The sequence below is a fragment of the Paenibacillus sp. Dod16 genome (assembly GCF_049893405.1).
Taxonomy (GTDB): Bacteria; Bacillota; Bacilli; order Paenibacillales; family Paenibacillaceae; genus Paenibacillus_AQ.
Genome location: NZ_JBNDYG010000068.1, coordinates 33,887 through 53,232, shown reverse-complemented (window position 1 = coordinate 53,232; position 19,346 = coordinate 33,887). Strand labels below are relative to the sequence as shown.

Below are 19,346 nucleotides of genomic sequence, written 5' to 3'. Positions count from 1 at the left end.
CCGGGCCGCCTCCAATTTTAATTCCAAGGAGTACCGTCGGTAAGCTTGTCCTTTTTTAGCCATGAAAAAATCCCCTTCGTTAGGCAAGATTAAGTCCATCTTAACAGATGTCTTTTTTCTCTTGTCTACTAAAAGGGGATAATACCATTTGACGGTGTCTTCTTTTTACGTCCCAGAAGGGATTCGAACCCCTGACCGACGGCTTAGAAGGCCGTTGCTCTATCCAGCTGAGCTACTGGGACAAATATGTATGAAAATCTTTTAAACAGTAACGAAGTATATTATATCGCATCTTTCGTATTTTTCAAAGAACTTTTTTTCAGAATGGTTCGGAACAGAATCAGGAGCGGGCTTACTGGGTAATATGAATATCATGAAAATGACTTCAGGAGCGTGATATCATGAGACAGCTTTTATCCTCTTTATCGTATTTCAGCATCTTCTTTGCCCCCTTCATCCTTCCTGTCATCGTTTGGATTTTTTCCCCGGACGCCTATGTAGCCAAGCACGCCCGTCGCGCCTTATTCTCGCACCTGTTCCCCATTATCGCTGCGATCCCTTTAATCTACATGGCCGTAACCGCAGGGTCCTTCGGTTCCGTCATTGGATACCTGATCCTGTTCGGCATCATCTACTTCGGGGCTTTTGTTTATAATGTGATCATGGGCATTCAAGTGCTGAGGGAGTACGCTTACTGATCATATTTAAAAAGGACCATGCGCTTAATTGCATGGTCCTTCTTATGTTATTTGGTTGTGCCATGCGTTTAACCGCATGGTCCTTCTCGTGTTATTTCGTTGTAATCAGCACCATTTTTTCATTGCCGTCCCACTTCACTTCACAGCCCAGCGCGGATGCCACGAAACGCAGCGGCACCATCGTGGTGCCTTTTACCATCCGCGGCGCCGAATCCAGTGCTACATTTTTTCCGTTAACGACCGCTTGCTTGGAGCCCATCTTCAGCTTGATCTGGGCTGATCCTTTGCTGGAAGATACGCTTTGCGTCTTTTGATCCCATTTGACCGAGGCATCGAGGGATTCGAAGATCGGGCGCATTGGGACAAGAACGCTTCCCCCTACCATGACCGGTGACTGTGCATAGGATTGGAGCTGACCGTTGATTTTGATGCGAATCGGCGCTTCTCCGATTTGTTTGCCGGACTGATCATAATATTTAAGCTTTACGCTTTTTACGCGTGTATCGTAATCAATGCGCAGGGTCGTCGTTTCATTGGCCGTCATGAACATGGAATCCGTATCCGTCCCCAAAGAGCGTCCCTTTGCATCATACGCCGTTGATTTCACGGTAATTCGTTGGGACACATCCCCGTTCTCCACACCGATCGTAACGACGAGCTTATTGTTGATCGTCGTTCTGCCCTCGGCTATGATTTTCGGAGTCTGACTGTTTCCCGTCAGGAACACCTTGAGATCGCTGCTGACCGCTTTGCCAGCTTCCAGCTCAGCCTGGAAAGTCGCGATTTCGTTAGATGAAAGGTAGCCCGAGGTTGTATTGACTTCCAAAACCTTGCCGCTGCCGTTGCTGCCGACAACAATGACTCCCGCTTGCCCGCCTTTATTCCGGTTCTGAATCGAGCCGGTCACGACAAGCTTTCCGTTCTCCAGGCGGCTGCCCGTTTGAAGCAGCTTCACGGCATCTTCAACCGGATCGATAACGGATACCTTTACGCTTTTGATCAGTTTGGCTGCCTTCAGCTGTACGATGAACGTACCGACATCACTGCCGCCAAAGTAGCTGTCCGCCGATGTCACTTCAACCGCTTTACCGGAAGCATCATAACCTACCGCGAGCATGCCCACGTTGTGCCCGACCGTTGAATTCTGCACGACACCCGACACGTTAATCACGCCGTTATTCGTATAGTAACCTGAAGCCAGCAGCTGTGCTTGATCGCCGGCGGGTCCTGCAGGAATGACTTCCACCCGCTTAACGCTGCCGCCGCTATCCAGATCCACCTCATATGTACCGATTTCATCACTCATCATATATTCGGAATCACCGACAACCTCAAGCGCTTTGCCGTTTTCATCATAACCCACGACATAGAATCCCGCTTCCGCACCGGTTCCTCCGTTGCGAATATCCGCCGTCACGCGCATCTTGCCGTTCACCAGCTCATGCGTGGACTCAAGAACCGTGACGCTCTGTACGGTATCCGCGTATACCGGCACTTGGACGGAGCCCAATGTAATCGACAATGCCAGGATTCCCGCTCCCCACAGCTTAACCATATGTTTATTCCATCTACCCAATTTCAATCTCCCCTTGTCTAATATGTTAGAAGTGACGCTAATCCAACATTATAGGGAGGATTCTTCAGTAATCATATAGAGGAAAAGCCCTAATTGTATCTCTTTCATAATCAAGAGTCCCGCGTGGTCCATACTCCCTACCGAAGCGAAATCGTAATCGACAACAATCCTATCTTTTATTGACATATTTTGCAGAACTGCGTAAACACTCCATTGTCCTATATAGGATTATCATCATTGTTATAGCCACGGGAGAACATATCCGCTTTGGCGTGATTCCCATTGCGATACATAATAAAAAGCTTGGTGAACGCACCAAGCTTTATTTTTTGGTCTTTTTTCTTACCGGCTGCGGCTCATCGTACACGATCCGAAAATCCACGATGTTCCCGTATGCATCCGATTCGATATGACAACAGCCCGTCAGCAGCTCTTTCATCATTTCTCTTCCGCGCTGTACTCTTGATTTAGCGCCGGAGTAGGATATCCCCAAATGCTCGCTTAATTCCTTTTGCGACATCCCTCTATATTCGGTCAATTCAAGAGCTTCCCGATATTTATCCGGCAAGCATGGCAGCACGGACTGAAAACAGGCAATCACTTCCTGATCATAATCAATCTCTGCATATTCATCGACAACAGACAGCTGTTCCGGCAGCTCTTCACCTGAACGAGTCTTCCTGTAATGATCCACGATGCTGTTGCGAGTTATTTGAAATATCCAGGAGCCCCGTTTCTCCTCATCCTTTAAATCTGAGATATGGGTGTGGACCTTCATAAATACATTCTGTACAATATCATCCACATCAGCGCGCTCACGAATCCTAGTCATGACAAACCTTTTAACAGGCTCATGGTACTCCGTCCAAATGGCGACTGCATCCATCTGAAAGTTCACCCCCGGCATTTTCCAAAAATAATTCGATTGATTTTTGCGTCCATTCCAACAGACCAGCGTCTCCCTTAGTGTAAACCAAATCATAGGAGGCTGGAAAGAGATGAAATACAATTTACTCGGTAATACAGGTGTGCTGGTATCAGAGATCGGGCTCGGCACGATGACGTTTGGCGGAGGAGCGAAGTGGGGAATGTTCGGCACGCTGGATGATAAGGAAGCAGGATATCTTGTAGATCAGGCCTTGGATGCGGGTGTCAATTTCTTTGATACAGCCAATGCCTACGCCGAAGGCCGCTCTGAAGAGATTCTCGGTAAAACACTGAAATCCAAGCGACATCAAGCGCTGATTGCTACGAAGGTTCGTGCGCGCACGGGGCCGGGCCCCAATGATATTGGACTGTCGCGGCTGCATATCATTCGTCAGGTGGAAGAAAGCCTTAAACGCCTTAACACCGATTATATCGATCTATATCAAATTCATAACCCGGATCAATTAACCGATTGGGAGGAAACCCTCCGTGCACTGGATGACCTTGTCCGAAGCGGAAAAGTCCGGTACATTGGCAACTCCAATATGACCGGTTGGGAAATCATGAAAACGCGCGGCATCTCCACTATGCACGGTCTTCATGCATTCAAAAGCAGCCAATCGTATTATTCACTCGCCGCAAGGGATATCGAAAGAGAGATTATCCCTGCCCTAAAGGATCAGCATATGGGTTTGATCGTCTGGAGCCCGTTAGCAGGCGGGTTCTTGACCGGAAAATATACGCGTGAACATCGGGGAGGCTCCGAGGACCGCCATGCCAAATTGGCTTTTCCGCCGATTGATACGGAGCGGGTGTACCCGATTCTTGATGTGCTTCAAGATATCGCGCAAGCTCATGAGGCAACTGTCGCCCAAATTGCGCTTGCGTGGCTCCTTCATCAACAAGCGGTCACCACAGTTATCGTAGGAGCTAAACGTACTGACCAACTGCAAGATAATTTGGGAGCGAGCGGGTTGATTCTGAATGAAACCGAACTTTCTCGACTGGATGAAGTAAGCCGTCTGCCTGCTGAATATCCGGGATGGCCTTTTATGGAACTGGACGAGGATATCATTCGAAAGCATGGGCAGAACTGAGTTTTTTAGAATGGGGAATGCTGGTATGGCGGCATTGCCCTTACGCATACAAAAAGAGATCTGCCGATGAGCATCGGACAGATCTCTTCTTTCTTTTTTATATCTCTAAAAATACTGAGACCCTTCGCTGAGCCGCTGGTTCAGCTGCTCATATAGCTGGCCTGTAGATAGCAGCTGCTGCTTGAATGCATCCCGATCTTCCTCCGCGGTGGATTGAACGGTGCTCTCGAACGCTTCATCCGTGGCATCGACAAATGCATCATGCATGCTGTTGTCGTACCAATCCACCTCCATGCTGGCGTCGCTGCGGACGATTTTCACCAGCTCATAACCTCCCAGCGGGGAGGACGGCGTCAGATAAGCCAGCAATGCACTTTCTCCTTCCGCTGCGGGATAGACCTCAACCTCAGCGCAAGGAGCGCCATTCACTTCCGTAATCCGGCGGATTTTTGCATCTTTAATTGCATACATCATACATTCTCCTTCATCGCGATGTGCAGGGACTGCACGATCCGTATAGTTTTCAGTCAGTCGGAGAGCAATCGCAGCTCTTCCATTTGCTGGCGCGTGGCCGGTGTTCCTAATTGGTAGATGGTCCGATACACCTTGTCCAAGGAATATTGAAACAACGAATTGGAGGATTGCTCCGGCGTATCCGGCCATGGGAATACATAGCCTGGAAACCCCTCCTCCTCCTTCTCCTGCATCATGTCCAGCTCAATCCGAACTTGGTCCGCCTCTTCCGGCGTTGCTTCGATCTCCCATTCATAAGCGCTCGCTCCCTGTTCGGTCAACACGGAGCGGCTCTGGACGGAAACGTAGTAGGTCGACTTATTCATGGACGCATCTCTCCTTCTCTTTGATATTCGTCCTCTTTCTTAGTTTTCGTAAAAGGACAGACATTTTATGCCTTCCTTCGGCATATATCTGTATCACTTTGGCGACGTAGGATTAAAAAGATGGGACAGCGTATGACAAAGACAAAGAGAGGATGAACCGTCATGTGCGGAATAACCGGTTTTATACAATGGAGCGGCGATTTGACGCAGGATTCGCAGCTGCTGGTAAAAATGACAGAAAGTTTGGCTCACCGCGGACCTGACGGATCCGGCACCTGGATTTCCAACCCGTGCGCATTCGGTCACCGAAGACTCAGCGTGATCGACCCCGAAAATGGCGCCCAGCCGATGATCATTCATCGGGAAGAGGAAGTCTATGCCATTGTATATAACGGGGAATTATATAATGCTGCGGAGCTTAAAGACGAATTGGTACGACGCGGTCATCGTTTCAATACCAAATGCGACACGGAAGTTTTGTTAGTCTCTTATATCGAATGGGGTCCCGATTGCCTGGAACGCCTCAATGGCATATTTGCATTCGCGATTTGGGACAGCGTGCGGGAACAAGTATTTTTGGCTCGAGACCGGGTAGGGGTAAAACCCCTGTTCTATAGTTACATTGACGGAACGCTCGTATTCGGATCGGAACCGAAAGCATTGCTACAGCATCCGAAGGTGGAGCCTGTGGTCGGGGCCGAGGGGCTTGCGGAAGTGTTTATTATTGGTCCGGCGCGAACCCCGGGACATGGTGTCTACAAGGATATCGCAGAGCTTCGCCCTGGAATGGCGATGATCTTTAACCGGGAAGGATTGCGCAAGTATACCTACTGGAAGCTGGAAAGCAAGCCCCATGAGGATGATGCGGATCAGACGGCAAGCTACTTAAGCGATCTTCTGCGGGACACCGTTGAACGTCAGCTGGTATCCGATGTACCGGTCTGCTCCCTGTTATCCGGCGGTCTTGATTCCAGTGCGCTCTCCTCGCTCGCCGTCGATTACTACAAACGGACGGGCCAAGGACAAGTGCACACCTACTCCGTCGATTATGTGGACAACAACAAACATTTTAAATCTCATTCCTTCCAGCCGGGCGCGGATGCGCCATGGATCAAACGGATGCACGAGGAGCTGGGCACGAACCACCATTGGATTGAATTCGACACGCCCGAACTGGTCGAAGCGCTGGATGTCTCCACGCAGAAGCGGGACCTCCCGGGCATGGCTGACGTGGACGCCTCCCTTCTCCTCTTCTGCCGTGAGATTAAAAAAGGCGCGACCGTCGCCATATCCGGTGAAGCCGCTGATGAAATATTCGGCGGTTACCCTTGGTTTCACCGGGAAGAAATGCTGAATTCCGGTACTTTCCCATGGTCTGTCGCCCCGGATATGAGAGCCGGGCTGCTGTCTGCCGAGATTCGGGACTGGATCAAGCCGCTGGAATACCTCGGAGACCGTTATGCCGATGCGGTAGCCGAAGTGCCGAAGCTGGAAGGGGAGTCCGGGCAGCAGGCCAAAATGCGGGTCATGTCCTATCTCAATATCACCCGCTTCATGCCGACGCTCCTCGATCGCAAGGACCGGATGAGCATGGGCGTTGGACTGGAGGTCCGCGTTCCATATACCGATCATCGCCTGATCGATTATGTGTGGAATATTCCTTGGAGCATCAAAACGACAGGCGACCGTGAAAAAGGCATTCTGCGCAAAGCTCTTGAAGGTGTGCTTCCCGACGATGTCCTGTACCGCAAAAAAAGCCCGTATCCCAAAACTCACAATCCGAATTATCTGGCAGCCGTCAAAGCGCAGGTGCTGTCCATTCTGGACGATCCTTCTTCGCCGCTGCTTCCGCTCATCGATACGGCACGGATCCGGGAATTGGCTTCTTCGCCGGATGCTTCCTCCAATCTCCCCTGGTTCGGTCAATTGATGTCGGGTCCGCAGCTGTTTGCCTACCTGGCCCAGGTGCATTTCTGGCTCAAAGAGTATAACGTATCCATACGTTAAGTTCTTATTGTTTACGAAAAATCAAAGAAACCATACCCGCAATAGCCGGTATGGTTTCTTTTTATAGGTTCACTATTCAATTATCGTGCCTGCAGGTCCGCTACAAGCTTGCGCAGCGCTTGGCCCCGATGGCTGATCTCCTGCTTCTCCTCCAGAGAAAGCTCGGCCATCGTCTTCTCATGGCTTGGCAGGTAGAACAGCGGATCATATCCAAACCCGCCTTTTCCGGACGGATCCGACATGATCCAGCCTTCAACGCTCCCTTCAGCCTCAAGCTTTTCTCCCGAGACCGGATCATACAGCACCAGCACACAAACAAATCGGGCCGGACTTAGCAAGGGCTGCTCCGTATCCTCACCGAGCCTTAATTGTTCCAGCTCACTGAGCAGCTTCTCGTTATTGTCCTCATCCGCGCCGTGCTCGCCGGCATACCTGGCGGAATAAACGCCGGGCGCGCCATTCAGCGCATCCACGCATAATCCGGAATCATCAGCCAGAACAGGCAATCCCAGTGCGTCGCCAACGGCCTTGGCCTTTTTAAATGCATTGGCTGCGAACGTTGCTCCATCCTCAACGACATCCGGCAGATCAGGGTAATCGTACATGCTCTTGACCTCCGTACCAAAAGCAGCAAAAGCATGCGCAAATTCCTTGACTTTCCCCTGATTGCGGGTAGCTACAATTAGCGTGTCTCCAAGTGTCAATGTCATGTGATTACACTCCAGTACTCGCATTCACGGAACCGATTTTCGCTGCGATGGGACCAAGTGCTTCTTGCTGTCGCTCGATAAGCTCGCGGATTCCCTGTTCCCCAAGCTCCAGGATCTGATCCAGCTCCTCGCGAGAAAACGGGCTTTCTTCGCCGGTTCCCTGAACCTCAACGAATTTGCCGCTTCCGGTCATGACCAGATTCATGTCCACCTTCGCTTTGGAATCCTCTTCATAGTTCAGATCCAGCAGCGCCTGTCCGCCTGCAATGCCCACGCTAATGGAGGCCAGGTAGTCCGTAATCGGAAATACCGCTAGTTTATGTTGTTCTGCAATTTTATTTACCGCTATGGCTAAAGCTACAAATGCTCCTGTTATGGAGGTGGTCCGCGTTCCGCCATCCGCCTGGATTACATCGCAGTCCAGCGTAATTGTCCGCTCGCCAAGAGCATGCAGATTCACAACAGACCTAAGCGCTCTGCCGATCAGCCGCTGAATTTCCATCGTCCGGCCACTGAGTTTACCGCGATTGGCTTCCCGTTGGTTGCGGGATTGTGTTGCGCGCGGCAGCATGGAGTACTCAGCCGTCACCCAGCCCTTTCCTTGTCCTTTCAGAAACGGGGGAACCTTCTCATCCACGGTTGCCGTAATCAGCACCTTGGTGTCTCCCATCTCGATGTACACGGAGCCTTCCGCATATTTATTCACATGGGTCGATAAATTCATCGGTCGAAGCTCATCGCTCTTACGTCCGTTAGATCTCATGTTTTCTGCCTCCTACTTCTTATCGCAATCCTGATTAGCATTCCCTATTCTACCAAAGTGCAGGCACAAAAGCACCTTTTCCGGCGCATATTTCAAAGATGGCCGTGAAGGGTCAGATCGAAATTTCGTTAATGAACTCCGGACGGCTGACAGGCTCGCTGTAATTACGGCTATCCGTTCCAACGACCTCGGAGAGATCGTTCATTCGAATTTTGACCTTCGCATCATCCGAATTCTCGGCTACGGTTAGCACGACGGCCTGCAGCAGCTCGGTTGGAACCTGCTCTCCCTGCTCAAACATGCTGTCCTGAAGCGATACGGTAACAGCGCCGTCCTCTCCTTTTTCGACCGATGCAACGGTGGTATCGTCGGGGATGACCTCGACAAGCCCATCACCGTAATGCGGTCCCCGGATCAGCTCGTTCAAAGCAGCTTTAACCGCATCCTGTCCAGTCGGAACAAGTCTGGTAACAGGTACATAATACTGAATGCCGTCTGGCGTCACTGAAGAGAAATAGACGGTAACCGGTGAAGAGGAAGTGTACAATGCGTCATCCGCCTTTTGAAGGTTGATCCCCATTGCTCGTGAAAGCGGACGGTCCAGCGGCGTGTGATTGACCGGCATTTCCGTTAATTTGACTCCATCCACCCATACCTGCATCGATTCGATGCCTTCATGTCCCGTCAGCGTCCACGTCAACGCCTCCAAGATTCTTCGTTCATCTGCCGCTTGATACTCCGTAAACGATTTATTGAATTCAACAACGGCCAATTTGCTCTCCGGATCGACCGTCACATTATGGATCTGCGTACCTGCAGGCAATACCGCCTGGAAACCCTGTGGAACATAGCCAGCATAGCCGCCTCCGTTCACAAGCACTTCAAGAGATTCTTTCACGGCGCTTGCACCTTCTACCTTCGGAATACCCAAGGTTACAGGTGCCAGCATTCCCCGCGCATCCGAAAGATAAACCGTTGTCTGCGTGCCAATGTCACCTTGTGCCGCTGTGGATCCGGCCGTGTTCAGCATCTGCTTCTCCACTTGTGCAGGCGGCGGGTCAATCGCCTCCGATTGCTTCCCGGTAAATACGCCGCAGCCGGACAACACGATCGGAACAGCAAGCAGCCCGGCGGCGGAAAGCCTGCGAAGATTACGTTTACTACGTTTCATGTATTGTTCCTCCCTAACATTTTTTTGTACAGGTTGTACTCCTATGTATACGAGCCCTTTCCAAAAAAATAACTCTCAGTTTTGCCCTTTCTGGACAAAGGGGGGTGGAAAAAGTACAATCGTCGTATGCATCTTCATCAACCACGAAAATGAGGTGAGTTCCATCATGACAGAAAACGATTCAAACATTCCATACAGTCTGAACAGCAAGAAGGTAGCGGATGCGACACGGAGCCTGCTGCATAAGCGTGGAATCAAGTTGGAGGAAATCGCGGAACTGGTGATGATCCTTCAGAATAAATACTACCCGAATTTGACCATGGACGAGTGCATGGAGAACGTGGATGCCGTTCTCAGCAAACGCGAAGTCCAAAACGCCGTATTAACCGGAATTCAACTAGATATTTTGGCGGAGGAAGGCAATCTCATATCCCCGCTTCAAGAAATGCTGGCCAATGACGAAGGGTTATACGGCGTGGATGAAGTCCTGGCATTTTCCATCGTTAACGTATATGGAAGCATCGGCTTCACCAACTACGGGTATATCGACAAACTCAAACCCGGCATCCTTGAGCAATTGAATGATAAATCAAGCGGCCGTGTACATACCTTTCTCGACGATATCGTCGGCGCGGTTGCCGCAGCCGCCAGCAGCCGGATCGCCCATCGCAAGCAAGCGGAGCGTGAGATCGAGTTGTACGGCACGACCGAAGAGCTTCCAAAAGAATAAAACGCTCATAAAAAGAAGATTCGCTCAACATGCGAATCTTCTTTTTTTCTGCCTACCAGAAGGAGGAAACAGCTCACCGGACGGGAGCTATCCAAGCCGAAAGTGGGTAATTTCAAAGAATTATAGACGATTGCAGATAGAAAGCATACCTCTTTACGGGGGCCGTAACGATGAGTTTCTTCTATAATAAGAAGCCTCCTCTCACCTATGAAAAAACGGGCTGTCCAATCACGTAAATCGGTAAATCTATCTAGTCATTTTTGAAAAGATCCATCATATGATATGATGAAGAACATTCCAATAGAGCACCTATGGAAACCCCGCCAAGCCTATGGCGGGGTTCTTTTTTTAAAAGAATGTGATAGAGATAGATTACCGGTTCGCACCAACCATAACAGGAGAAACATTCCAGATGTCGGATGCATAACGGTGAATCGTGTTATCGCTGGAGAAATGTCCGGAGTAGGCCATATTTATTATCGATTTCTCGGTCCAGGCTCCGGTATTCAAATAAGCACGATCGATCTCCGACTGGGTTGCCACATAACTGGCAAAGTCCGCTAATACAAAAAACTCATCGTTATGATCAAGCAGGGACTGGAGAATCTGACCAAACTCCAACTCGTGACAGCAGAAAGGTCCTGAAGATATTAACTGATTCAGCACACGGGCGATTCTGGGATCCTGCTCATACCGCTCCCTGGATACATAAGCTCCCGTCCTGTAATACTCAAGCACTTCCTCCAGCTTCAATCCGAACAGGAACATATTCTCATGGCCAAGCAGCTCGAACATCTCCACATTAGCCCCATCCAGCGTGCCGATGGTCAAAGCGCCGTTCAACATGAACTTCATGTTTCCCGTGCCGGATGCCTCCTTGCCAGCCGTGGAAATTTGCTCGCTCACATCGGCGGCGGGGATAATCTTCTCCGCCAGAGACACCGAATAGTTCTCCAGGAACAGCACCTGGAGTTTGTCATTGACCTGCGGATCCTTATTCACGACTTCGGCAACGACATTAATGAGTTTGATGATGCTTTTGGCCAGATAATACCCCGGCGCTGCCTTCGCCCCAAAAATGACGGTACGGGGAACGCGATCCGCGCTTGGCTGATCCTTAATCTCGTTATACGCGTGCATCACCCGTAATATATTCAGCAATTGCCGTTTATAGCCGTGCAGCCGCTTCACGTGGACATCGAATATGGAATCGGGATTAATCACGATCCCTTGCTTATTCGCGATGTAATCGGCAAGCCGTTCTTTATTGTTCCGTTTGATCCGCTGAATCCCCTGCTGAAAGGCGGAATCGGTCTTCAGTCCCTTGAGCTGAATTAATTGATGCGGATCCGTGATCCACGAATCGCCGATACCATCGCATATCAATTGACTCAGGCCGGGGTTGCTATGCATCAACCAGCGCCGGTGGGTAATCCCGTTGGTTTTGTTGCTGAATCGCTCCGGATACAGCTCATAATGCGGTTTCATGACCTGTGTCTTAAGCAGTTCCGTGTGCAGCGCCGCCACGCCGTTTACATGATAGCTGCCCACAATTGCCAGATTGGCCATGCGGATCTGGTCGCTTTCAATGATGGCAAGCTGCGATATGCGCTCATGGTCACCAGGATAGCGTTCCAGCAGCATGCCGCAGAAGCGCTTATTAATCTCTTCGATCATCATGTAAATGCGCGGCAGCAGCTCACGAACCATGCCGGCCGGCCATTTCTCCAAAGCTTCGCTAAGCAGCGTGTGGTTCGTGTAGGAAACGGTCCGGCTCGTGATGTCCCAGGCTTCCTCCCAACCGAAGCCCTTATCGTCGATAAGAATCCGCATCAGCTCCGGAATCACCAAGGTCGGATGCGTATCATTGATATGAATGGCCACATGCTCGGGCAGCTCATGATAGGACCGTCCCAGCTTGCCGAACGTCCTGAGAATGCTCTGAACGCCCGCGGAACAGAGAAAGTACTGCTGCTTCAGCCGGAGAAGCTTGCCTTCGTAAGCCGAATCATCCGGGTACAAAAACTCCGATATCGATTCGACCGAACGGTTATATTCCAAAAATTTATAATAGCTGTTGTGATGATGAGCCGAACGGATTCTGGATATATCCGAAGCGGACTCGGCGCTCCACAATCGCAGCGTGTTCACCTGCCCCTCACCGTACCCGATCACCGGAACGTCGTAGGGTACCGCCAGAACCCGCTCATAATCCATCGTGTGAAACACGGTTCGCCCCTCCTGCACATCCACCTCCACGCGGCCCCAGAAGCGCACTTCCACCGCCTTGTCAGCCCGCCGTTCTTCCCAGACGTTGCCCCGCTGAAGCCAGTTGTCCGGCAGCTCGACTTGGTGGCCATCAATAATCTTCTGTTCAAACAATCCGTACTTATACCGGATTCCGCACCCGTGGCCTGCATAGCTTAGTGATGCCAACGAATCGAGAAAACATGCCGCTAGACGTCCGAGCCCCCCGTTGCCGAGGCCTGCATCCGGTTCCTGCTCCTCAATCTCATCCAAATTCCACCCGAGGTCCAAAAGGCCGCTGCGGACCATATCCAGCACACCCAGGTTCAGCAGATTGTTTCCCATTAACCGCCCGATCAAAAATTCAAGCGAGAAATAATATACCTGCTTCTGCCCGGTATCCCGGTATATCCGATTGGCGGCCGCCCATTCCCGTCCGACATACTCCCGGATCATGCCGCCGAGTGTTTTGTATACATCCTCAGCTGTCGCTTCCTCAAGTCCCTTCCCCAACCGACTTACCAACTGCTCCGTAAAGACCTGCTTGAATGTTTCCTTGTTGTTAAACAAAAGAAAGTTCCTCCTGACGGATTCGAATTATTTTGCGATCAAATCGAGATGTCCTTGGCGATGACAAAAGGTTTGCGGAAATCCCCTTGAAGCTTATGATCCCGCGAGATCATCACATCTTTATCGAGTATGACGTTCTCCAGCCTCACATTCTCGCCAATGACGCATTTTTGCATGATGATGGAGTTATGGATGCTTGCGCCTCGTTTTACCTGTACTCCGCGAAACAGAATGCTATTCTTTACTTCCCCGTCGATCTGGCAGCCGTTGGCCACCAGTGCGTTGCTCACATCGGCCGAATTCAAATATTTAGCGGGAACCTCATACTTGATCTTGGTGTGGACCGCCTGCTTGCGGAACAAGCTGTTATACGTTTTAGGATTCAGCAGGTTCATGCTGGTACGGTAATAGCTCTCAAGCGAATTGATCACCGCATGATAGCCGAGGTATTCATATCCCGCGATGTTCAGCTTGTGCCGGTTATGCATGATCGCGTCCCGGAAGAAATGGCTGCCCCCATGGGCGATGCAGTGGTCGGCCATCTCCAGAAACCGCGCTTTCTCCATCACAAACATCTCCATGTATACCGCATCATGCTTGTGATCGTAATGAATATCCTTGACCATGCCGTCCTCATCGACATCGAGGCGAACACAGGAACGGTGCTCTTCCCGTGGTGCATTCACTTTTGTATAAACAAGCGTCACGTCGGCGCCCTGCTCCAAATGGTATTCGTATACCTCATTCAAATCGACGGTGCTTATATGCTGGCTGCCGGAATGCACGATATGCTTCGCGGATCCCCGCTCAAAAAAATCGAGATTGTTATAAATATGCCGCAGCTCGCCGGCGGACACATCGGCTTCATCGTTCCAATCCGGCGGAAGTATGAACAGGCCGCCCCGCTTGCGATGCATATCCCAAGGCCTGCCTTCGCCCAGATGATCCATCAGGGACCGGTATTTCCTGCGAACAAACAGAGCAATATCCTCGATGCCCGCATGCATCATATTGGACATCACGAAGTCGATCAGGCGGTACCTCCCCGCAAAAGGCACAGCGGCCCCGCACCGGTAATATGTCAATTCACTCAATACATCCCGTTCATGCTCCAAATTAATAATACCCATGAGTTCTCTCATCTGCGAATCCCGTCCTAACCTTGATTATTATGGGACGAAGACGACGATTGAAGCAGCTTCAGGACGTCTTCATCTTGACCGCTTGCAAGCACAATCCGGGATGGATCTTCAGGAGGGGGACCAATGACGGCATGATCTTGAATGATCATGTCCTCCGTGATAATCGCCCGGTGTATCCGTACATGGCTGCCGATGCGCACCTTGGGCATAATGACGGAATCGGTAATGACACTGCCTTCCCCTACCTCCACGCCATAAAAGAGGACCGAATGTTCTACCTCGCCGCACACGGTGCAGCCCTCGTTAATCATACTGTTTCGCACGACGCCGGTTGGAGAAATATACTCTGCCGGCTGATTCGGGTTCCGGGTGTAAATGCGCCACAGCGGATCGTTCAAGTCCAGCTTGGGCTGCTCGCAGAGCAGATCCATATTGGCTTCCCATAGGCTCTCGATGGTGCCGACGTCCTTCCAGTACCCTTCGAACGGATAAGCGTACAGCGTTTTGCCGTCCGCCAGCATGCTCGGCAGAATGTCTTTGCCAAAATCATGGCTCGTATCCGGATGCTCCGCATTCCGCAGTAAATAGGATCGCAGCAGCTTCCAGCGAAACAGATAAACGCCCATGGATGCCGTCGTACTCTTCGGATGCACAGGCTTCTCCTCGAACTCGAAAATCCGGCAGTTCTCATCCGTATTCACCATGCCGAACCGCTTCGCTTCGTCCAGGCTCACCTCGATGACGGAGATGGTACAATCGGCATCCTTCTCCTTGTGATAAGTCAGCATACGGTCATAATCCATCTTATAGATGTGATCTCCCGACAAAATCAAAACGTGCTCAGGATCGTACTGATCAATAAACTTAAGATTCCGATAAATCGCATCCGCCGTCCCGCGGTACCAGGTCGTCCCGTCCTCCCGTTCATGGGGCGGAAGCACGAATACGCCTCCATTCAACCGGTCCATGTCCCAATCGCTTCCTACGCCAATGTAAGAATGCAGAACCAGAGGTTCATACTGGGTTAGTACCCCAACCGTGTCGATTCCCGAATGGGAGCAGTTGCTCAGCGGAAAATCAATGATCCGGTATGTACCCCCAAAATAAACAGCCGGCTTGGCGAGCGTCTTCGTGAGGCCCTTCAGCCGTTTGCCTTGACCTCCTGCGAGCAGCATAGCGACCACATCTTTTTTCTTCATGACAGATTCTCCTTTAAGGGGCTTTATGAGATACGAATCCTATAACATGAAAATTGCGGAACCAAGGGAACGCTTCGATACGAATATGGTGGAGTGAATCGTGATGAGTGATTAAGAAAAAAGCCTTGAGGGAATGCCTTACTTAAACAGCAAGGTACATCAACTATATGCGGGGTAGTGAAAAACTCTGACTCTAATGAGGGAATGCCCCCCATCTTAGGTATTACCGGCCTCCTCTTTTATAAAAAAGCCGTGGCGCCACTTGCCAAGCATCCTGATCGCAGCGGCTGCGCGGGCAGACTATCCGGCTGCATCTGATCAAGTGATGCTCCACAATGTAGCCCTCTGAATCTATTAAACAAAAAACCGCCTATTCTACGCATGATGGAAGTCAACGTACAAGCAGACGGTTTTATTTATGTCTTGATTATATCAGGAATGCGGCTGTTTCCGTACAGAAAAATAGCACATTCCATCCTCGTTTTCGATCTCCTCGGCTTCCCCGCGGCGGGCCAGCTCGGCGAGATGGGCCAGCGCTTCGCACATGGCGAAGCGCAGCTGGTGGATGCCGAGCTTCTCACCGAAGAGGGCGGTGCAGACCTCGAAGGCGGTTAGGCGGCCGGCAGCGCTCAGCATGCCGGAGATGGCGGCTAGGCGCTCCTCGTGATGGAGGAGGAGCGCATCGATCCGTTCACGGAAATGCGTGAACGGGTGGCGGTGTCCGGGGTACGCCGTCCGGACATGCAGTTCCCGCAGGCGGCGCAGCCCTGCGAGGAATAGTGCCAGCGGCTCGGCATCGCTGCCGGGCAGCAGGCTCACGTTGGGCGAGATTTGCGGCAGCACGGCATCGCCGCATAGCAGGACGCCGCTGTCTGCATGGAAGAACGACAGATGCCCCGGAGCATGGCCGGCCGTTTGCACCGGCACCCATATCCGGCTGCCCATCCGGAACGGCAGATCCTCGCTGATAAACGAGATCTCCGGCTGCGGCGTAACTTGGGGGAAGAAGCCGTTCAGATGCTCCGGCAGCAGGGCAAGCTTGGTTTCCGGCATGCCATGCTGCCGGAAGAACGCCGGGAGTTCGTGATCCATCGCGGAATCCGTTCCCCACATGAGCATCGCTTCCCGATGTGCCCTCTCTGACATCCACACCTTGGCGCCCGAACGCTCCTGAAACCACCCGGCAAGCCCATAGTGATCCGGGTGATGATGGGTCAGCACGACCGAAGCGATGTCACTGAACTCGAACCCGAGCTGCTCCATCGCCGCCAGCCATTCCCGCTCCGAGGAACTCGTTCGCGGCCCCGGATCGATGATGGTCATACCGTCATCTCCCGGCAGCACATAGCTGTTCACCCATCTTAAGGGGTTGGATAATGTAATCTTCACCTGACTGAGCTGATGTTCTTCTATATGATGAATGTCCGGGCTATTTCCCTTCTCTTCCTGATTCATTGTAGATGTAACCTCCATCTGCATTATGACTTCAAATCCGACTCTTTCATCATAAGCTTGTAATCGGGATATGTATAGCAGGCTGCGATGGTTTGTTGCTGGTCTTGCGCAGTGCCGGTTTCACGGAAAGATAAGGTGTCAGAGTAATAGCAATGTTGGTACAAGGATTTAAAGATTGAAGTGAGCGAGTTACTTTGTTTCATCAAAGGACGCTTCACGTACGCATCGTTCCTCCAATCGCTGTTGCCCCCGGATTTTTTTCATCGTATTGATTGATTGTTAAATCCGATGGCAAAGGCGACCGCTGCCGCTTTTACGGAATCGATTCGTCCGCTCCGCTGCTTCGCGCTCGTTCATCATAAAAGCGTGTACCATCTGATCGGCTTCTCTTGGCCTTAATAAGCAGATGACCTTCTTTCATATACGAAAAGCATCCCCATAGTCATATAAACTTGGGGATGCTTCTCCATTAGCGAAACTGTAGTTTTTTTGAGTTAGCTGAGTACGCTCCATTTTCAAACCTGTAAATCTTATTAAAATGCATGATGTTTACACTCTCTTTTCGATCCACAAAGTCCCTCTTGGGAAATTGCACGTTCTGCAACTCCATGATATTCCAAGTTAATTCCTTCTACTCATCTCCAGCTTAATGAATACTCGCCTCATACTGAAAGGACCCATAATATCACTTCAGCTGACGGTTTACCTCCTCGCATGAGCGCTGGATGGCTTCCCCGGCAGGCAGGGTGATCTTGATTCCGTCCTCGCCCATCCATTCGACCTCTCCGTTAGCGGCTCCGCGTCCAACGATCAGACGCAGCGGAGCGCCGGCAAGGTCGGCATCCTTGAACTTGACGCCAGCCCGTTCGTCCCGGTCATCCAACAGTGGCTCCAGACCAGCCTTGTTCAGCTCGCTGTAGATATGTTCAGCCAGTTTCATCTGAATCTCATCCTTAACCGCAACCGGGATAATGTGCACCTTGAACGGAGCCACGGACATCGGCCAGACCAACCGCTCATCCGAGATGCACTGCTCGGCGATGGCGGACATGACGCGGGAGACGCCAATACCGTAGCAGCCCATGATCAGCGGTTTCTCCTGTCCGTCGGAATCCAGGTACATGGCGTTCATAACCTCACTGTACTTCGTACCCAGCTTGAACACATGTCCAAGCTCAATCCCGCGATGAAACTGAAGCGGAGCTCCGCAGCGCGGACAAGGTTCACCTTCTGTTACATTCCGGAAATCGCCGGTGTGTTCCAGCGAAAAATCATGTCCTGGGCGGACTCCCTTTAGATGGGTATCCCCCTGGTTAGCACCGGTGATCCCCTCTGCCATAGCTGCTACTTCGGAATCGACCAATACCTTCAGGGTTAGACCTACCGGTCCCGCAAACCCGACTGGGGCTCCCGTCGCCTGCATCACCTCTTCGGCACTCGCTAATTCCGCGAGTTCTGCTTCTAGGTAAGACTTCACCTTTGCCTCGTTTGCTTCGCGGTCTCCCCGGACAAGCACCGCAACCCGTTCTCCATCTACGTGGTAAATCAGCGTCTTGATCAATTGCTCCGGGCCGACTTGCAGGAAGTCAGTCAATTCCTGAATGCTCTTCACATTGGGAGTTATTACCCGTTCTATAACTGAGTCGCCGTCGGTCTTTACGGATTCTCTTCCTGCAGGCTCAGCTGAAGCCGCAGACTCCGCTCGCTCCAGATTTGCAGCATAACTGCAATCGGTACAGGAAACAACGGTATCCTCGCCTATATCCGCCAGTGCCATAAACTCATGGGTTTCCCCTTGCCCGCCAATGGCACCCGCATCGGCTTCCACCGCCCGGAACGTCAGGCCACAGCGTCTAAAGATTCGTTCATACGTTTCATACATGTTCCGGTAGGACACATCCAGGCCTTTCCAGTTCCGATCAAAGGAATACGCATCCTTCATCAGGAATTCACGCCCCCGCAGCAGACCAAAACGCGGACGCCGCTCATCCCGGTATTTGTTCTGAATTTGGTACAGGTTGACTGGCAGCTTCCGGTACGAAGAAATCTCTTGGCGAACGATGGACGTAATCACTTCTTCATGGGTTGGTCCAAGCACGAACTCCCGGTTATGGCGGTCATGCAGCCTGATGAGTTCCGAACCGTAAACATCGTACCTGCCCGATTCCTTCCACAGCTCGGCGGGCTGAACAGCGGGCATGAGCATCTCCTGTCC

The 19,346-nt window shown here is 51.3% G+C and carries 16 protein-coding genes and 1 tRNA gene; 4 read left to right on the top strand and 13 right to left on the bottom strand.

What is annotated here, in order from left to right; all coding sequences use genetic code 11:
- Positions 1-168 precede the first annotated feature (168 nt).
- A tRNA-Arg gene (locus ACPV3A_RS34225) sits at positions 169-242 on the bottom strand.
- Between the two features lie 159 nt (positions 243-401).
- On the opposite strand from ACPV3A_RS34225, the gene ACPV3A_RS34220 reads away from it, so the two are divergent.
- On the top strand, positions 402-698 hold the full coding sequence (locus ACPV3A_RS34220; protein WP_194541457.1) for a DUF4870 domain-containing protein: 297 nt from the start codon (positions 402-404) through the stop codon (positions 696-698).
- A 91-nt stretch (positions 699-789) separates the two neighbouring features.
- Here the strand turns inward: ACPV3A_RS34220 and ACPV3A_RS34215 are convergent, their stop codons facing one another.
- The gene (locus ACPV3A_RS34215) at positions 790-2,274 is read right to left on the bottom strand and encodes a stalk domain-containing protein (RefSeq protein WP_426204255.1); all 1,485 of its coding nucleotides are present in this window, start codon (positions 2,272-2,274) and stop codon (positions 790-792) included.
- Positions 2,275-2,596: 322 nt separating this feature from the next.
- Entirely contained in the window at positions 2,597-3,160 is a 564-nt protein-coding gene (gene sigZ, locus ACPV3A_RS34210) for an RNA polymerase sigma factor SigZ (protein WP_426204253.1), read from the bottom strand.
- 112 nt (positions 3,161-3,272) lie between these two features.
- Between sigZ and ACPV3A_RS34205 the strand changes: the two genes are divergently transcribed.
- Positions 3,273-4,298 carry an aldo/keto reductase gene (locus ACPV3A_RS34205; protein WP_194541455.1) on the top strand — a complete coding sequence of 342 codons (1,026 nt, stop codon included), beginning with the start codon at positions 3,273-3,275 and terminating at the stop codon, positions 4,296-4,298.
- Positions 4,299-4,403: 105 nt separating this feature from the next.
- Here ACPV3A_RS34205 and ACPV3A_RS34200 read toward each other — a convergent pair whose 3' ends face one another.
- Together ACPV3A_RS34200 and ACPV3A_RS34195 are read right to left on the bottom strand one after the other, a co-directional pair.
- Complete coding sequence (locus tag ACPV3A_RS34200; RefSeq protein ID WP_194545084.1) at positions 4,404-4,769, bottom strand: hypothetical protein; 366 nt, start codon at positions 4,767-4,769, stop codon at positions 4,404-4,406.
- Positions 4,770-4,825: 56 nt separating this feature from the next.
- Entirely contained in the window at positions 4,826-5,137 is a 312-nt protein-coding gene (locus ACPV3A_RS34195) for a hypothetical protein (RefSeq protein ID WP_194541454.1), read from the bottom strand.
- A gap of 162 nt (positions 5,138-5,299) precedes the next feature.
- Here ACPV3A_RS34195 and asnB point away from each other — a divergent pair, with 162 nt between their 5' ends.
- The gene (asnB, locus tag ACPV3A_RS34190) at positions 5,300-7,144 is read left to right on the top strand and encodes an asparagine synthase (glutamine-hydrolyzing) (protein ID WP_426204250.1); all 1,845 of its coding nucleotides are present in this window, start codon (positions 5,300-5,302) and stop codon (positions 7,142-7,144) included.
- A gap of 80 nt (positions 7,145-7,224) precedes the next feature.
- Here the strand turns inward: asnB and ACPV3A_RS34185 are convergent, their stop codons facing one another.
- The 3 genes from ACPV3A_RS34185 to ACPV3A_RS34175 form a co-directional block, all read right to left on the bottom strand.
- Entirely contained in the window at positions 7,225-7,854 is a 630-nt protein-coding gene (locus tag ACPV3A_RS34185) for an XTP/dITP diphosphatase (RefSeq protein ID WP_426204248.1), read from the bottom strand.
- A gap of 4 nt (positions 7,855-7,858) precedes the next feature.
- Positions 7,859-8,617: a ribonuclease PH gene (rph, locus tag ACPV3A_RS34180; RefSeq protein WP_015733982.1), complete on the bottom strand. Its 759-nt coding sequence runs from the start codon at positions 8,615-8,617 to the stop codon at positions 7,859-7,861.
- A gap of 112 nt (positions 8,618-8,729) precedes the next feature.
- Positions 8,730-9,788, bottom strand: a complete 1,059-nt coding sequence (locus tag ACPV3A_RS34175; protein ID WP_426204245.1) for a GerMN domain-containing protein — start codon at positions 9,786-9,788, stop codon at positions 8,730-8,732.
- Positions 9,789-9,954: 166 nt separating this feature from the next.
- Here ACPV3A_RS34175 and ACPV3A_RS34170 point away from each other — a divergent pair, with 166 nt between their 5' ends.
- Complete coding sequence (locus tag ACPV3A_RS34170) at positions 9,955-10,518, top strand: phosphatidylglycerophosphatase A family protein (RefSeq protein WP_216535393.1); 564 nt, start codon at positions 9,955-9,957, stop codon at positions 10,516-10,518.
- A 372-nt stretch (positions 10,519-10,890) separates the two neighbouring features.
- Here the strand turns inward: ACPV3A_RS34170 and ACPV3A_RS34165 are convergent, their stop codons facing one another.
- The 5 genes from ACPV3A_RS34165 to ACPV3A_RS34145 all read right to left on the bottom strand — a co-directional run.
- Complete coding sequence (locus ACPV3A_RS34165; protein ID WP_426204243.1) at positions 10,891-13,335, bottom strand: glycogen/starch/alpha-glucan phosphorylase; 2,445 nt, start codon at positions 13,333-13,335, stop codon at positions 10,891-10,893.
- 38 nt (positions 13,336-13,373) lie between these two features.
- On the bottom strand, positions 13,374-14,477 hold the full coding sequence (gene glgD / locus ACPV3A_RS34160) for a glucose-1-phosphate adenylyltransferase subunit GlgD (RefSeq protein ID WP_426204241.1): 1,104 nt from the start codon (positions 14,475-14,477) through the stop codon (positions 13,374-13,376).
- A gap of 14 nt (positions 14,478-14,491) precedes the next feature.
- Positions 14,492-15,676, bottom strand: coding sequence for a glucose-1-phosphate adenylyltransferase (locus tag ACPV3A_RS34155; RefSeq protein ID WP_426204239.1), 1,185 nt, complete (start codon positions 15,674-15,676; stop codon positions 14,492-14,494).
- A 432-nt stretch (positions 15,677-16,108) separates the two neighbouring features.
- Complete coding sequence (locus ACPV3A_RS34150) at positions 16,109-17,131, bottom strand: MBL fold metallo-hydrolase (protein ID WP_426204237.1); 1,023 nt, start codon at positions 17,129-17,131, stop codon at positions 16,109-16,111.
- A 685-nt stretch (positions 17,132-17,816) separates the two neighbouring features.
- On the bottom strand, positions 17,817-19,346 hold a 1,530-nt coding region (locus ACPV3A_RS34145), incomplete at its 5' end, for a proline--tRNA ligase (protein ID WP_426204235.1).

Excerpts from the sequence above, each read along its gene's own strand:
- ACPV3A_RS34195 (WP_194541454.1), bottom strand. The coding sequence starts at position 5,137 with ATGAATAAGTCGACCTACTACGTTTCCGTCCAGAGCCGCTCCGTGTTG.
- ACPV3A_RS34175 (WP_426204245.1), bottom strand. The coding sequence starts at position 9,788 with ATGAAACGTAGTAAACGTAATCTTCGCAGGCTTTCCGCCGCCGGGCTG.
- ACPV3A_RS34200 (WP_194545084.1), bottom strand. The coding sequence starts at position 4,769 with ATGTATGCAATTAAAGATGCAAAAATCCGCCGGATTACGGAAGTGAAT.
- ACPV3A_RS34185 (WP_426204248.1), bottom strand. The coding sequence starts at position 7,854 with ATGACATTGACACTTGGAGACACGCTAATTGTAGCTACCCGCAATCAG.
- rph (WP_015733982.1), bottom strand. The coding sequence starts at position 8,617 with ATGAGATCTAACGGACGTAAGAGCGATGAGCTTCGACCGATGAATTTA.
- glgD (WP_426204241.1), bottom strand. The coding sequence starts at position 14,477 with ATGAGAGAACTCATGGGTATTATTAATTTGGAGCATGAACGGGATGTA.
- ACPV3A_RS34205 (WP_194541455.1), top strand. The coding sequence starts at position 3,273 with ATGAAATACAATTTACTCGGTAATACAGGTGTGCTGGTATCAGAGATC.
- ACPV3A_RS34170 (WP_216535393.1), top strand. The coding sequence starts at position 9,955 with ATGACAGAAAACGATTCAAACATTCCATACAGTCTGAACAGCAAGAAG.
- ACPV3A_RS34220 (WP_194541457.1), top strand. The coding sequence starts at position 402 with ATGAGACAGCTTTTATCCTCTTTATCGTATTTCAGCATCTTCTTTGCC.
- ACPV3A_RS34150 (WP_426204237.1), bottom strand. The coding sequence starts at position 17,131 with ATGAATCAGGAAGAGAAGGGAAATAGCCCGGACATTCATCATATAGAA.
- ACPV3A_RS34155 (WP_426204239.1), bottom strand. The coding sequence starts at position 15,676 with ATGAAGAAAAAAGATGTGGTCGCTATGCTGCTCGCAGGAGGTCAAGGC.
- sigZ (WP_426204253.1), bottom strand. The coding sequence starts at position 3,160 with ATGGATGCAGTCGCCATTTGGACGGAGTACCATGAGCCTGTTAAAAGG.
- asnB (WP_426204250.1), top strand. The coding sequence starts at position 5,300 with ATGTGCGGAATAACCGGTTTTATACAATGGAGCGGCGATTTGACGCAG.